8 protein-coding genes are annotated in these 14,830 nt (G+C 70.0%); 4 read left to right on the top strand and 4 right to left on the bottom strand.

The window, feature by feature from the left end; genetic code table 11:
* The first annotated feature begins 74 nt into the window (after positions 1 to 74).
* The gene (locus tag KAK03_RS22940; RefSeq protein ID WP_247661366.1) at positions 75 to 2,600 is read left to right on the top strand and encodes a GspE/PulE family protein; all 2,526 of its coding nucleotides are present in this window, start codon (positions 75 to 77) and stop codon (positions 2,598 to 2,600) included.
* A gap of 31 nt (positions 2,601 to 2,631) precedes the next feature.
* On the opposite strand, the gene KAK03_RS22935 is transcribed toward KAK03_RS22940, so the two are convergent.
* A complete protein-coding gene (locus KAK03_RS22935; RefSeq protein ID WP_210857008.1) occupies positions 2,632 to 5,394 on the bottom strand; it encodes a zinc-dependent metalloprotease in 2,763 nt (920 codons plus the stop codon).
* A gap of 38 nt (positions 5,395 to 5,432) precedes the next feature.
* On the bottom strand, positions 5,433 to 6,068 hold the full coding sequence (locus KAK03_RS22930) for a TetR/AcrR family transcriptional regulator (protein WP_210857007.1): 636 nt from the start codon (positions 6,066 to 6,068) through the stop codon (positions 5,433 to 5,435).
* 165 nt (positions 6,069 to 6,233) lie between these two features.
* Here KAK03_RS22930 and KAK03_RS22925 point away from each other — a divergent pair, with 165 nt between their 5' ends.
* Entirely contained in the window at positions 6,234 to 7,175 is a 942-nt protein-coding gene (locus tag KAK03_RS22925) for a fasciclin domain-containing protein (protein WP_210857006.1), read from the top strand.
* Positions 7,176 to 7,250: 75 nt separating this feature from the next.
* Here the strand turns inward: KAK03_RS22925 and ettA are convergent, their stop codons facing one another.
* On the bottom strand, positions 7,251 to 8,915 hold the full coding sequence (ettA, locus tag KAK03_RS22920; RefSeq protein ID WP_210857005.1) for an energy-dependent translational throttle protein EttA: 1,665 nt from the start codon (positions 8,913 to 8,915) through the stop codon (positions 7,251 to 7,253).
* Positions 8,916 to 9,171: 256 nt separating this feature from the next.
* Between ettA and KAK03_RS22915 the strand changes: the two genes are divergently transcribed.
* Entirely contained in the window at positions 9,172 to 10,731 is a 1,560-nt protein-coding gene (locus KAK03_RS22915; RefSeq protein ID WP_210857004.1) for a M4 family metallopeptidase, read from the top strand.
* A 39-nt stretch (positions 10,732 to 10,770) separates the two neighbouring features.
* Here the strand turns inward: KAK03_RS22915 and KAK03_RS22910 are convergent, their stop codons facing one another.
* A complete protein-coding gene (locus tag KAK03_RS22910) occupies positions 10,771 to 13,194 on the bottom strand; it encodes a putative bifunctional diguanylate cyclase/phosphodiesterase (RefSeq protein WP_210857003.1) in 2,424 nt (807 codons plus the stop codon).
* A gap of 314 nt (positions 13,195 to 13,508) precedes the next feature.
* Between KAK03_RS22910 and KAK03_RS22905 the strand changes: the two genes are divergently transcribed.
* On the top strand, positions 13,509 to 14,830 hold a 1,322-nt coding region (locus KAK03_RS22905), incomplete at its 3' end, for a DEAD/DEAH box helicase (protein ID WP_210857002.1).

Genomic DNA, 14,830 nt, shown 5'->3' with positions numbered 1-14,830 from the left:
CCCCTGTTCGGCGCTTTGCCGCATCCGGGTCACCACTAGGATCGATACCGCTCCGTCGTCCATTTTGCGACACCATGCCTGACAGCACGCCACCCGATCTCCCTCCCCTGGAGGGTCTGGACCTGATCGCCTCCGATCACCCGGGGACGTCGTCGCTCGCCTGGCCCGCCCCGCCCTACCCCGCCTACGCGCTGAGCCAGCCGCTGCTCAAGGGCGAGGAGTGCCTGATCGAGGGCCTGAACGGCCGCACCATGCAGGCCGAGCTGATCGCCTTCGAGCCCGCCATGGGCCACGTGATGGTGCGGGTGCCGCCCTCGCGCAACGCCATGCCGCTGCGCCTGACGCAGTTCCGCCGCGTGGCCCTGCCGCGCATCCTGCGCCCCGACCCGCCGCCCGGCCAGGCCCATCCCGAGGCGCTGATCGACTTCCATCCCCAGGTCGACTACCGCGTCGCGCTGCGCGATGCGCCGGCCCTGAGCGGCAAGACCATCGGCCATGTCGAGACAGCCCAGGGCCTGTACCTGTTCCCGCCGGTCGAACCCGCCAGCGACGAGGTGACCCGGCTGTTCGTGCCGCGCGACGCTTACCTGTCCTGGGACATGGGACCCAGCCTGGGCCAGCAGCTGCTGGCCGACTCCTCGGCCACCCCGGACCAGATCCAGGCTGCGCTGGCCGAGCAGGCCCAGCTGCGCCAGCAGCGCGTCGGCGACGTGCTGCTGCAGCAGAAGATCGTCACCCCGGAACAGCTGGCCACCGCGCTGGACACCCAGTCGCGCATGCCGATGGTGCGCATCGGCGAGGCGCTGGTGGCGCTGGGCTACATCAGCCAGCAACAGCTCGAAGCCGCCCTGGACCAGCAGCGCAGCAACAAGGGCCTGCCGCTGGGCGAACTGCTGGTCAACCGCGGCGACATCAAGCGCCATGAGTTGCGCACCGCGCTGGCCCGCAAGATGGGCTATCCGGTGGTGGACGTCGAGGCCTATCCGATCGATCCGGCCGTGATCTCGCGCCTGCCGCTGGGCGCCGCCAGGCGCCTGCTGGCGGTGCCGCTGTCCGAGATGAACGGCCGCCTGGTGCTGGCGATCGACGACCCGTCCAAGCGCCAGGCCATCGACGAGATCGAGTTCATCACCCAGTCCAAGGTGATGCCCGTCCTGCCGATCCAGGAGGACATGGCGCTGCTGGTGCAGTCCATCTATGCGCGCCACGGCATCACCGAGGCCACCGCCACCGCCACGCTGGAAGGCTCCGGCATGGCAGCGCTGGACGAAGGCGGCACCGGCAAGCTGCTGGCCGCGCTGGAAGACGCGCCCCAGGAGCGCGACCTGGTCGAGGACAAGCCGGTCGAGCAGTCCGACAACTCGCTGGTCCGCCTGATCAACACCATGATCTACGAGGCGCACCAGCAGAACGTCTCGGACATCCACATCGAGGCCCAGCCCGGCCGCGAGAAGGTGCGCATCCGCTTCCGCCGCGACGGCGTGCTCAGGCCCTATCTGGAGCTGCCGCACACCTACCGCCAGGCGCTGCTGGCGCGCATCAAGATCATGTGCGACCTCGACATCTCCGAGCGTCGCCGGCCGCAGGACGGCAAGATCAACTTCGCCCGCTTCGTGCCCAGCTGCCCGATCGAGCTGCGGGTGGCGACCATCCCCACCAACAACAACCTTGAGGACGCGGTGCTGCGGATCCTGGCCTCGGCCAAGCCGATCCCGCTGGCCAACCTGGGGCTGTCACCGGCCAACCGCAGCGCGCTGGTGCGCGCGATCGAGCGCCCCTACGGCATGGTGCTGTGCGTGGGCCCGACCGGCTCGGGCAAGACCACCACGCTGCACTCGGCGATGGCCGAGATCAACACCCCGGACCGCAAGATCTGGACGGCCGAGGACCCGGTGGAAATCACCCAGGCCGGCCTGCGCCAGGTGCAGGTGAACCCGAAGATCGACTGGACCTTCGCCCGCGCCCTGCGCGCCTTCCTGCGCGCCGACCCGGACGTGATCATGGTGGGCGAGATCCGCGACGCCGAGACCGCGCAGATCGCGGTGGAATCCTCGCTGACCGGCCACTTGGTGATGTCCACGCTGCACACTAACAGCGCCGCCGAGACGGTGACCCGCCTGCTGGACATGGGCATGGACCCGTTCAACTTCGCCGACTCGCTGCTGGCCGTGCTGGCCCAGCGCCTGGTGCGCCGCATCTGCCCCAAGTGCCGGCAGTCCACGCCCATCGGCGCCGAGCCGCTGCAGGAGCTGGTCGACGACTACCTGCATGCCTGGGGCGAGGCCGAGAACCGCCCCAACCCCGACGCGCTGATCGCCGACTGGACCACCCGCTTCGGCCGCGACGGCAAGCTGCTGGCCTGGCGCAGCCCGGGCTGCGATCACTGCGAGGGCAGCGGCTTCCGCGGTCGCGCCGGCCTGCACGAGCTGCTGAGCGTCAGCCGCGGCGTGCGCCACCTGATCCAGACCGGCTCACGCGCCGAGCTGATCCAGGCCCAGGCCATCGCCGAAGGCATGCGCACCCTGCGCCAGGACGGCATCGAGAAGGTGCTGCAGGGCATCACCACCATCGAGGAAGTGCGCGCCACCTCGAACACCTGAGCGCGGGAGGCCCGGCCTCCCGCTGCCTGCCTCAGATGCCGCTGCGCTGCAGCGGCGCTTCCAGCGCCAGCTTCAGCGTGCGGCTCAGGTCGGCCAGGTGCGCCGCCTTCATCGCCGACCCCTGGCCCGCAGCCTGCGCCTTGTCCAGCTGACGCACCAGCCGCTGCGCCTGGGCCCGCCACAGCGCGCGCGCGTCCGCCCGGCTGCCGGGCGTGGGGCGCAGCAGCCGCTCGGCCAGGCGCGAGGCATGCTCGCGCTGCAGTTCGCGCCGCGCCGCCGGGATTTCGCCGCCGGCCAGGGCATCGGCCCAGACCGCCTTGCCGATGGTGTCGATCAGCTCCGACAGCGCCAGCGCCTGGCCCGGGCGGTCCACCTTGGCCTCGTTGTCCAGCACGCGCGCGGCCACGCTGTCGCTCATCAGCTGCGCCAGCACGGCGCGCTGCAGATCGAGCACCATGCCTTCGACCGAGAAGTCGGTGGCCACCGGCTCGCCGCTGTCGAAGCGGGCGAGGTAATCGGTCGACAGCTTGCGCGCCAGCGCCGGCGAGATCGACAGCCCGTCGGCCGCGAGCACCTGGCTGGCCACCAGCTGCAGCGCCTCGCGCTGCACGGCCGGCGGCACGGGCTGCAGCGGGTCGCGGCCGCTGCCGGGGAAATCGCGCAGCGTGCGCAGGCCGCCGATCTGGCGCAGCAAGGTGCCCACCGAGCGGCCGGCATCGCGCAGCGCGTAGCTGATCGAGCGGCGCAGCACGGTGTAGTCCTCGGTGGGCTTGAGCGGCCGGTTCTCCTGGCGATGGATCAGGTCGCGGGCGATCGCCAGGCGCTTGCGGGCGAACAGCACCGGGTCGGTGCCCAGGTCCATCTGCAGCGAATCGGGGTCGATGCCCAGCGAGTTGTCCTCGTCGGTGCCGTAGGCCAGTTCGGGCTCGGCGCTGCGGCCGGCGATGCGCATCAGCTCGGACGCTTCCTGGGTCGGCTCGATCGGCTTGTAGCCGTACTCGATGGCCCAGTAGTCGTAGGGGCCCAGCACGGTCTGGAAGGGCATGCCACCGCGCTGGCCCGGGGCCGGCAGGTTGATCGGCGCGTACTCCATCACCGAGCCGGCCAGACCGTTGCGGCGGGTGAACTCCGGGTCGTCGAGCTGCGCATCGGTGTAGATGCGCGAGGAGCGGAAGTTGTGGCGCAGGCCCAGGGTGTGGCCCACCTCGTGCAGCGTGGTGTCCTCCAGGTAGGCCTGCACATAGGCCTCGGCCTCGGGGCTGTCGGGGTCGAGCTCGCCGCGGGCCTCCAGCACGTCCAGCGCATAGGACAGCTGCTCGGCCGCCTCGTCGGCGTGCTGGCAGGCCTCGGCGCCCGGCGCATGCAGATGCGGCGCCTGCAGGATCGCTTCCCACTGGGTCACTGAGCGCGGTGCCAGCACCTGCGCCCGGGTGTGGCGGATGGCACGGCTGGACAGGCTCTCGAAGCCGATGTCCGCATCCAGGATCTCGCCGGTGCGCGGATCCACCTGGCTGGGCCCGATGGCGCCGAACTGCGGCTTGGCGTTGGTCATCCAGCGGATCGATGCCGCGCCCACGTCCAGCGTGTCGAAGCTGTCCTCGGGCCCCTGCTGCTTGACGACCAGCGCGTCCTTGAAGCCGATGCGCTCGAAGGCCGCGTTCCAGCCCAGCACGCCGCGGGTGATCGCGTCGCGGTACTTCAGCGGGATGTTGCGGTCCAGCCAGAAGGTGATGGGCTTGACCGGCTCGGACAGGGCCGCGGCCGGGTCCTTCTTCTCCAGGCGCCAGCGGTTGATGAAGCGCTGGCGCGGCTGCTGGCGCAGGTCGTTGCCGAAGTCGTCGACCGAGGTGGTGAAGTAGCCCACACGGGGGTCGGCACGGCGCGCGGGCATCGGTTCGGCCGGCAGGCGGACCAGCGAGTAGTGCAGCGTCAGGAACAGGCTGCGCGCATCGGGCAAGGTGGAGGGCAGCGTGGGCTGCGGCGTGGTGGGCGGCGCGCCTGGCTGGGGCTGGGCCAGGGTGGGCGCGACGTAATGCGCCTGCACGCGCAGCACGGTCTCGTCCGGGTTGCCACGCAGGTCCACCACGGCCGAATTGGCCTTGTCGAAGCTGTAGGTCTGCCGGTACTGGCGCTGCAGCGTCATGCCCATGCCCAGCAGGTCGGTGACGAACAGCGCGTTGGCATCGATCAGGATGGCCTTGCTGTCCGGGTGGGCCTGGCTGGCCACGGCGGTGCTGCCCAGCAGGCTGTCCGAGAAGGCCGACTTCACGGCGGCCGCCTCCGGCGAGCCCGCGGCGGCGGTGTACTGGTCGTTGCGCGCCACCATCTGCACCTGGTTGGCGATGCGGCGGAACTCCACCACCTGGGCACGGCCCCAGGGCTGCCAGCGGCCCACCATCAGGCCGCCGAACAGGCCGTTCTCGCCCAGACCCTGGGCCAGCTTGGGCGACAGGAAGAAGGGCTTGCCCAGGTCCTCGGGGCGCAGCTCCAGCCAGACCTTCTCGTCCTTCTGCCACAGCGGCAGCAGGCCGTCGATGCGCTTGGCATCCTTGGTGACGGTGGCGAAGGCCGGCGGGCCACCCGCCGCCGGTGCCGCGCCTGCCGCCCCGGGCGCGGCGGGCGCGGCGCTCGCGGTGCCGCTGCGGGCCGGCTCAGGTTTGCCGGCCGCCGGCTTGGCGGCGTCGGTCGTGGCCGGGCCGCCGCCCAGGCTCGGCAGGCTGGCACAGCCGCCCAGCAGCAGCAGGGCGGACAGGCTCACGGCGGTGGGAACCAGGGATCGGTGGGTCAGGCTCATCGCACGGGGTGGGTACAACGGGAACGAAGATCGGCAGCTCATGGCTGCACGGGCGAAGGCTCGGCGACGGTGGCCGCCAGGCCATGGAAACAGGTGCGCAGCAGCCACTCGACCAGGGTCTCGTCGGCGTAGCGGCCGGTGGCGCGCATCACGCCCAGCACCGGGTCGCAGGCGCGGGCAAACAGGGTGAACAGCACCAGCTCGACCGGCAGGCCGGGGTCGAGGTCGCCGGTCCGTTGGGCCTCGACGATCCAGGCGCCCAGGTGCTCGCTGACCTCGTCCAGGCGGGTCATGTAGCGGCGGTCGGCCACCAGGGCGCTGCGCAGCGCGGAGTTCTGCGCCGGCAACGTGGGCATCTTGCCGGCCAGCTGGGTGTGGAGGGCCCAGCGGACCACCCCCTGCAGGCGGTCGATCGCGCGCGCGCCCGGCTGGGCCTGCAGGCGCTGCAGTTCGGCGTGGCAGGCGTCGAGCAGTTGCACCATCGCGGCGGCGGCCAGCGCCTCCTTGGAGTCGAAGTGCTTGTACAGGCTGGCCTTGGCGATGCCGACCTCGGCAGCCACCTCGTCCAGCGTCATCAGCTCGTAGCCCTTTTCGGCCAGCAGGTGCACCACCGCGTCGAGGATGGCCTGCTCGCGCACCTGCAGCACCTGGGTCTTGAAGGACAGCTTCACCATCGCCCGATTCTAGGGGTCGACGGTCACCAGCGCGATTGCCGGGTTGATTTTGTGACTCATCAGTCACGAAAAAGACTACTTGGTCAGCATGGCGATTACCAATCAGTCATGCTTATACCGTCCAGTCACCAAATGAACCGACTGGTCTCAACCCAGGAGACTCCAATGAACCGACTGACCCGACGCGCCGCCCTGGCGAGCTCCGTGGCCCTGCTGGCCGGCCTGACCGCCTGCGGCGGCGGCGGTGACGATCCGAGCCTGCTGAGCGTGACCCAGATCGATCCGAACCTGAGCATCCTGGTCGAGGCCGTCGAGGCCGCCGGGCTGCAGTCCGCCCTGACCGCCGCCGGTCCGTCGACGCTGCTGGCGCCCACCAACGCGGCGTTCGCCAGCCTGCTGGCCGAGCTGGGGGTCGACAAGGCCACGCTGCTGGCCAACAAGCCACTGCTGACCGCGGTGCTGACCTACCACGTCATTGGCGGTCGGGTCACTGCCGCGGACGTGCCGCTGGGCAGCCCGATCGAGCCCGTGGGCGGCGGCTTCTTCAAGGCCGAGGCCTCGGGCTCGACCCTGGTCTTCACCGACGGCCGCAACCGCCGCAGCACGGTGCTGGAGGCCGACCGGCACGCCAGCAATGGCGTGGTCCATGTGGTCGACAAGGTGCTGCTGCCGGCCAACCGCGACATCGTGGCCACCGCCGTGGCCGCCGGCACCGCCAGCCCGCCGGAGTTCACGATCCTGGTCGAGGCGGTACAGGCCGCCGGTCTGGTCTCGGCGCTGCAGGCCGATGGGCCGTTCACCGTCTTCGCGCCCACCGACGCCGCCTTCGCCGCATTGCTGACCGAGCTGGGTGTCACCAAGGCCGCGCTGCTGGCCAACACCACGCTGCTGACGCAGGTGCTGACCTACCACGTCGTGCCCTCGCTGGTGCTGAAGGCCCAGGTGCCGGTGGGCAGTGCGATCACCACGCTGCAAGGCGGCACCTTCACGGTGGACAGCAGCCTGAAGATCACCGACGCACGCGGACGCCAGGCTGGCATCGTCGCCACCGACGTGCTGACCAGCAACGGCGTGATCCACGTGATCGACCGCGTGATCCTGCCCTGACCGCACCACAGCGCACGGAAACGACAAGGCCGCCCGAGGGCGGCCTTGTTCATGGGCGCGATGCCACGCGGGCGATCACTTCAGGGCCTTGTAGCGCAGGCGGTGCGGGCGCGCACCCTCCTCGCCCAGGCGCTTCTTCTTGTCCTCTTCGTACTCGTGGTAGTTGCCGTCGTAGAAGAACCACTGCGAGTCGCCCTCGCAGGCCAGGATGTGGGTGCAGATGCGGTCAAGGAACCAGCGGTCGTGCGAGATGATCATCGCCGAGCCGGCGAACTCCAGCAGCGCCTCTTCCAGCGCGCGCAGAGTTTCCACGTCCAGGTCGTTCGACGGTTCGTCCAGCATCAGCACGTTGCCGCCCTGGGCCAGGGTCTTGGCCAGGTGCAGGCGGCCACGCTCACCGCCTGAGAGGCTGCCCACCAGCTTCTGCTGGTCGTTGCCCTTGAAGTTGAAGCGGCCGATGTAGGCGCGGCTGGGCATGACGAACTTGCCCACGACGATGTTGTCCAGACCACCGGACACGTCCTCCCACACCGTCTTGTCGGCGGCCAGGCCTTCGCGGCTCTGGTCGACGAAGGCCAGCTTGGCGGTCTTGCCGATGCTGACCTCACCCGCATCGGGCTGCTCGACACCCTGGATCATGCGGAACAGCGTGGACTTGCCGGCGCCATTGGGGCCGATGATGCCGACGATCGCGCCGGCCGGCACCTTGAAGCTGAGGTTGTCGATCAGCACGCGGTCGCCAAAGCTCTTGCTGACGCCCTTGAACTCGATCACCTCATTGCCCAGGCGCTCGGCCACCGGGATGAAGATCTCGTTGGTCTCGTTGCGCTTCTGGTATTCGACGTCGCTCAGCTCCTCGAAGCGGGCCAGGCGCGCCTTGCTCTTGGCCTGGCGGCCCTTGGCGTTCTTGCGCACCCACTCCAGTTCCTGCTTCATGGCCTTGGCGCGGGCATCCTCGGCCTTCTGCTCGGCCTCCAGGCGCTTTTCCTTGGCGTCCAGCCAGTCGGAATAGTTGCCCTTGTAGGGGTGGCCATAGCCGCGGTCGAGTTCCAGGATCCACTCGGCGGCGTTGTCCAGGAAGTAGCGGTCGTGGGTGATGGCCACCACGGTGCCGCTGAAGCGCTTGAGGAATTGCTCCAGCCATTCCACCGACTCGGCGTCCAGGTGGTTGGTGGGCTCGTCGAGCAGCAGCATGTCGGGCTTGGACAGCAGCAGGCGGCACAGCGCGACGCGGCGCTTTTCGCCGCCGGACAGCGGGCCGATCTTGGCCTCCCAGGGCGGCAGGCGCAGCGCGTCAGCGGCGATGTCCAGCAGGTGGTCGGTGTTCTCGCCACCGGCCGCCGCGATGATGGCTTCCAGCTCGGCCTGTTCGGTGGCCAGGGCGTCGAAGTCGGCGTCCGGTTCGGCATAGGCGGCGTAGACCTCGTCCAGGCGCTTCTGCGCCGCCAGCGCGCCGCCGATGCCCTCCTCCACCGCCTCGCGCACCGTCTGCTCGGCGTTCATCTGCGGCTCCTGGGGCAGGTAGCCGATCTTCAGGCCCGGCATCGGCGTGGCCTCGCCCTCGATGTCCTTGTCGATGCCGGCCATGATCTTCAGCAGCGTGGACTTGCCCGAGCCGTTCAGGCCCAGCACGCCGATCTTGGCGCCGGGGAAGAAGGACAGGCTGATGTCCTTCAGGATCTGCCGCTTCGGCGGCACGATCTTGCCGACGCGGTTCATGGTGAAGACGTATTGGGCCATGGGTCAAGCCTGTGGGGTTCGGGTGGGGGCCGGTGGCAACCGGCATTTCCGGGCAGCGCTGTCTGTACAGCGCAACGCCCTGCATCGGGATCAACCCGCGATTATCGCCGGAACCCCACCACCCGCGGATCCCCCCCGGGTTGGTGGGCTTGGATTGCGCGCTCACGCCGTGAAGAATCGGCCTCGGCCGAGCGCGATCCGCCGGCCAGCCGGAACTTCCGGACCACCCACCCACATCCGACAGGAGTGTTGACCCGTGCAGACCAAGATCCTGACCCACGCCCTGGCCCTGGCGCTGACCGCGCTGGCAGTTGCCCCCGCCCTGGCCGCGACCGACACCGCCCAGGCCCGCGCCGAGGCCCACCTGGCCCGCTTCGCGGCGCAGACCTTCCACGGCCCGGACCACCGCTACAGCGTGCGAGACGTGGTCATCGATGCCGACGGCACCGAACATGTCCGCCTGGACCGCCAGTACAAGGGCCTGCGCGTGATCGGTGGCGACGTGGTCGTGCACTCGCACGGCTCGGGCAGCTTCCTGGGCGTGTCGCAGACGCTGCAGCGCGGCATCGACGTCAGTGCCACGCCGGTCTACGGCTCGGCGGCGGCCCAGGCAGTGGCCCAGGGCCGCGTGGCCGGTGACGCGCGCGGCAGTGCCCCTGAGCTGGTGGTCTACGCCCGCGGCGACCGCGCCCGCCTGGCCTGGGACACCCGCGTCTTCGGAACCCGCCCCGACGGCACCCCGATCGAGGCCCATGTGATCGTCAGCGCCCGCACCGGCAAGGTGCTCGACAGCTGGGACGACGTGCATGACGCCGCCGCGGCCGGCACCGGCAACAGCTTCTTCAGTGGCAGCGTGCCGCTGACGACCGACCTGGTCAGCGGCACCTACTCGCTGCGCGACCCGAGCCGCGGAAACATGTACACCCTCAACATGAAGAACCGCACCAGCGGCGGCAGCATCTTCACCGATGCCGACAACACCTGGGGCAATGGCACGACGGGCGACACCGCCACGATCGGTGTCGATGCCCAGTACGGCACCGCGGTCACCTGGGACTACTACAAGAACGTCCATGGCCGCAACGGCATCGCCAACAACGGCGTCGGCGCCTACAACCGGGTCCACTACAGCCGCAAGTACAACAACGCCTTTTGGTCGGACAGCTGCTTCTGCATGACCTACGGTGACGGCGACGGCACCACCTTCAACCCCTTCGACTCGCTGGACGTGGCCGGCCACGAGATGACCCACGGGGTGACCAGCCGCACCGCCAACCTGACCTACTCGGGCGAGTCGGGCGGCCTGAACGAGGCCACGTCCGACATTTTCGGCACCCTGGTCGAGTTCTATGCGAACAACGCCAGCGACGCCGGCGACTACCTGATCGGCGAGAAGCTCTACAAGGCGGGTGGCGGCAAGGCGCTGCGCTACATGCACAGCCCCAACAGCGACGGCGCCTCGGCCGACTGCTGGTACTCCACCCTGGGCTCGCTGGACGTGCACTACAGCTCGGGCGTGGCCAACCACTTCTTCTACCTGCTGGCCGAAGGCAGCGCACCGGCCAGTGGCCCGGCCAGCCCGACCTGCGTGGCCGGCAACACCAAGAAGGCCACCGGCAACGCCAGCCTGAGCGGCATCGGCCGCGACAAGGCCGGCGCCATCTGGTACCGCGCGCTGACGGTCTACATGACCAGCAGCACCAACTACGCCGGCGCCCGCACCGCCAGCCTGAACGCCGCCACCGACCTGTACGGCGCCGGCTCGGCCGAGTGGAACGCGGTGGCCGCCGCCTGGTCGGCCGTGCTCGTCAACTGAGGCTGAAGCGGCGTTGCCGGGCGCCCCGGCAACGCCTGCTCAGCGCACCGCCCGCGTGGTGTCGGACAGCGGCGCCAGCATGTCCAGCGGCACGGTCTGGGTCTCGGGCATCGCCCCGGGCTCAGGCCGGTTGTGTTCGTTCCAGGTGTCCATCAGGCCCAGCAGCCGCTCCAGCGGCAGTGGGCGCGCGGCCAGGAAGCCCTGGATCTCGCTGCAGCCGGCCTGGCGCAGCACTTCCAGCTGGGCGGGTTCCTCCACCCCCTCGGCCACGGTGCGCATGCCCAGCGTGTTGGCCAGCGCGACGATGGTGCGCACGATGGCGCGCGCATCGTGGTGGGTCAGCAGCTCACGCACGAAGGCGCGGTCGATCTTCAGCGTGTCAAACGGGAAACGGCGCAGGTACTGGAAGGCCGAATAGCCGGTGCCGAAATCGTCCAGCGCGATCTGCACCCCCAGGCGCTTGAGCGCATGCAGGTTGCGCAGCGCGGTGGCCGCGTCGTCCATGAAGACCGACTCGGTGATCTCCATCTCCAGCCGCCCCGGCGCCAGCCCGGTCTCGGCAAAGGCGGCCTCGACATCGGCCAGGAAATCCTCGCGCATCAGCTGCAGCGGTGAGACGTTGACCGAGATCAGCAGGTCCGGCAGTTGATCGCGCGCCACGCGGCAGGCCTCTTTCAGCACCCATGCGCCCATGTCGCCGATCAGGCCGGACTTCTCGGCCACCGGCACGAACTCGCCGGGCGAGATCGAGCCCAGCTCTGGATGGTTCCAGCGCAGCAGCGCCTCCACGCCGCGCATCTGCCAGGTGGCGATGTCGACCTTGGGCTGCCAGTGCAGGCTCAGTTCGCCACGGGTCAGGGCCTGGCGCAGCTCAGCCTCGATCGTGACCAGGCGCCGGCTGCGCTCGCCCAGCCAGGTGGCGAAGGTCTCGAAGCGACCGCGGCCCGCTTCCTTGGCGGCGTACAGCGCCAGGTCGGCGTTGCCCATGACGTCGTCGATCGACTGCCCGTGGTCGGGGATCAGCGCCACGCCCATGCTGGCGCCCACCATCACGCTGCGCCCCTGGATCTCGCCCGGCGCGTTCAGCACCTGCAGCAGCCGGCGGGCCAGGAGGTCGACCTCGTCGTCGCTGCGCACATCGTCCAGCAGCACCGCGAACTCGTCGCCGCCCAGCCGGGCCACCAAGTCGGCGCGGCGCATCACCGACTGCAGGCGCTGGGCCACCAGCTTGAGCACGCCGTCGCCGACCGAGTGGCCCAGCGAGTCGTTGATGGCCTTGAAATTGTCCAGGTCCAGACACAGCAGCGCGCAGCGGCGCGGCGTGTTGGCGCAGGCGTCGATGACCTGCACCAGGCGGTTGCGCAGCTGGTCGCGGTTGGCCAGGCCGGTGAGCGAATCGAAATAGGCCTGGTAGGTCAGGCGCTGGTGCGCCAGGCGCTGCTGGGTGACATCCGAGATCACGCCGCGCCAGCCCACGGTGCGGCCGCTGTCCTCGACCAGCGGCTTGGCGGTGATCGACCACCAGCGGGGCACGCCGCCGACCTCGACGGTCAGCAGCACGTCGCGGAAGGGCTTGTCGGCGTTCAGGGCCTGGCGCAGCTTGCGCAGGCCCTCGGCCTCGGCGCCGCCGGGTGAGCGGCCAGCCAGCACCTCGAACAGGCCCAGCGAGGACATGTCGAGGTCGTCGCCGAACAGCGCTGCCAGCTTGGCCGAGACATGGGTGAAGTGGCCCTGGCGGTCCACCTCCCAGAGCACGTCGGCCGAATGCTCCTCGAAGTCGCGCAGCAGCAGGCCGACCATCTGGCTCTGGCGCTCGGCCTCGCGTTCCGAGCGCAGGCGCAGCGCCGACTGCCGGGCGGCCGAGCGCACCGCCACGGCGATCACCAGCACGTAACCCAGCAGCATGCCGGCCAGCACCCAGGCGACCGTGCCGCCCAGCCGGGCCACGCCCACGATCGCCCCCGTCCCCAGCGCCAGCGTCCAGGCCAGGCCCGCCTGGGGCACCGAGGACAGCGCAAAGCCACCAGCCGCCATCATGCCGGTGGTGGTGACGGCCACCATCAGCTGCTGGATCGGTGTCAAGGCGTCCAGCCACCCCACCACCGGAACCGTCCAGACGCAGGCCAGCACCAGCGCATGCAAGGTGGCATGCCGGATGGCGCGCGGCGAGGCGCGCATCACCGGCTCGCGCCGATGCCGCAGCCAGCCGCGCAGCGCCACGCCCACGATCAGCAGCAGCACGCCCAGCCAGAGCAGCCAGGCCTTGGCCGACACGCTGCCGCTCACCGCCACCAGCAGACCCAGGGCGTTGAACAGATTGGCCACCATCAGCACCGGCGTCAGTCGGGTGATGCCGGCCAGATGCCGCGCCCGCAGCTCCGCGGACGCGCTGTCCGGGTCGGAGAAGACACGCGTCTCCTCGCGCCAGGCGGCCCAATGACGATGGAAGAACGACAGCGACAAAACCAGGATCCTCGACTGGACCAATGCAGGCCCGGACGGCACGACGGACGATTGTGCGCCCGCAGCCCCCCGCTCTGACCGGGTGCGGGGCTCACGTTCTCTGCATATCGGCCGCTGCGCCTGACGCTGTAGGCTTGCCTGTGGCGCGGATCAGACTGATACACTGGCGCCAGGCGTCGACGGCTCCAGCCCGACGGCGCATGTCGATTCCGACCCGGCCGGCATCCCCGCCGTCCGTCCCTCATCCGCGCGACCCAGGCTGGTTGCCGGCATCACTTGCCGGCCGATGGGCGTGCCCGCTCGCGAAGAGCCCCATGACCTTTGACCAACTCGGCCTTGCCGAACCCTTGCTGCGCGCCGTGCGCGATCAGGGCTATGACCACCCCACGCCGATCCAGGCCCAGGCCATCCCGATGGTGCTGAGCGGCGGCGACCTGCTCGCCGGCGCCCAGACCGGCACCGGCAAGACCGCCGGCTTCACGCTGCCCACGCTGCACCGCCTGGCCGCCGCCGGCCACAAGAAGGACGCGCGTGGCCGCATCGCGATCCGCGCGCTGATCCTCACGCCCACCCGCGAACTGGCCGCCCAGGTCGAGGAAAGCGTGCGCACCTACGGCAAGTACCTGCCACTGACCAGCATGGTGATGTTCGGCGGCGTGGGCATGCAGCCGCAGATCGACCGCCTGCGCAAGGGCGTGGACATCCTGGTGGCCACCCCCGGCCGCCTGCTGGACCACCACCAGCAGGGCACGCTGGACCTGAGCCACGTCGAGATCTTCATCCTCGACGAGGCCGACCGCATGCTGGACATGGGCTTCATCCATGACATCAAGAAGGTCCTGGCCATCGTCCCCAAGCAGAAGCAGAGCCTGCTGTTCAGCGCCACCTTCAGCGACGAGATCAAGGCCCTGGCCGACCGCCTGCTGAACCAGCCGCAGCTGATCGAGGTGGCCCGGCGCAACCAGACCAACGACGCCATCGCCCAGAAGGTGCACCCGGTCGGCCGCGAGCGCAAGAAGGAGCTGCTGGCCCACCTGATCCGCCAGGGCGACTGGCACCAGGTGCTGGTCTTCACCCGCATGAAGCACGGCGCCAACCGCCTGGCCGAGTTCCTGAACAAGGAAGACATCACCGCCATGGCCATCCATGGCAACAAGAGCCAGGGCGCACGCACCAAGGCGCTGTCCGAGTTCAAGGCTGGCACGCTGCAGGTGCTGGTGGCCACCGACATTGCCGCGCGCGGCATTGACATCGACCAGTTGCCCCACGTCGTCAATTTCGAGCTGCCCAATGTGCCCGAGGACTATGTGCACCGCATCGGCCGCACCGGCCGCGCCGGCGCCCAGGGCGAGGCGATCTCGCTGGTCTGCGTCGACGAGGAGCAGTTCCTGCGCGACATCGAGAAGCTGATCAAGCGCGAGATCCCGCGCCAGACCATTCCCGGCTTCGAGCCGCCGGCCGGTGAAAAGCCCGAGCCGATCGTGCTGGGGCGGCGCATGACCATCGGCGTGGGCGCCGGTGGCGGCGGCCGTGGTGGTCGCCCCGGTGGCGGTGGCGGCGGTGGCCGGAGCGCCCCGCAGGGCGCGCCGCGCGGCCCGCGTCCGCCGGCCTCGGCCGGCCAGGGCGGCGCTCGGCC

Origin of the sequence: Ideonella alba (genome assembly GCF_018069845.1) — a bacterium.
Lineage (GTDB): Bacteria > Pseudomonadota > Gammaproteobacteria > Burkholderiales > Burkholderiaceae_C > Ideonella > Ideonella alba.
The sequence above is the reverse complement of the archived record's forward strand: the minus strand, read 5'-3'. Positions and strand labels throughout refer to the sequence as shown.